We start from the raw sequence: 630 nt of genomic DNA, 5'->3' as shown, positions 1-630 counted from the left end.
TTCCTGGCCGGCGCGACCGGCGCCGGCACGCTGATGGCGGTCTTCCTCGCCAACTCCGGCGGCGCCTGGGACAACGCGAAGAAGCTGGTGGAGGACGGCCACCACGGCGGCAAGGGCAGTGAGGCGCACGCCGCGACGGTCATCGGCGACACGGTCGGCGACCCGTTCAAGGACACCGCGGGCCCGGCGATCAACCCGCTGCTGAAGGTGATGAACCTGGTGGCGCTGCTCATCGCGCCGGCGGTCGTGAAGTTCAGCTACGGCGACGACGCGAGCCCGGGCCTGCGGGCCGTCATCGCCGTACTGGCGATCCTGGCCATCGTCGGGGCGGTCTACCTCTCGAAGCGGCGCGGCATCGCGGTCGGTGACGAGGGGGAGCCCAGCGTCGACCGGAAGGCCCAGAACATCGATCCCGCGGTGGTTTCCTGAGCCATATCGAGCGCGACACCGCTGGTCAGGCCGCACGCCTGGCGTACCGCCACCGCATGCCACGCGGTGGCGGTACGCGTTGGGCCACCCGTACGCCGTCGATGGCCGCGCGCGGCGGCCGTGTGTGGCGGGCCAATGGAGGGGATTGGCGGCGGGTGGCGCGGGGGCGTGGCGCCACGGGCGCCGGGGGTAACGCGAGGG

At 72.9% G+C, this 630-nt stretch carries 1 protein-coding gene; it reads left to right on the top strand.

All coding sequences use genetic code 11. The features are described from left to right. The coding region (locus tag KUM32_RS39820; RefSeq protein ID WP_217146604.1) for a sodium/proton-translocating pyrophosphatase at positions 1–429 on the top strand (429 nt) is incomplete at its 5' end. Positions 430–630 lie beyond the last annotated feature (201 nt).

Source organism: Streptomyces sp. AC627_RSS907, from assembly GCF_019049165.1.
The sequence above is the reverse complement of the archived record's forward strand: the minus strand, read 5'-3'. Positions and strand labels throughout refer to the sequence as shown.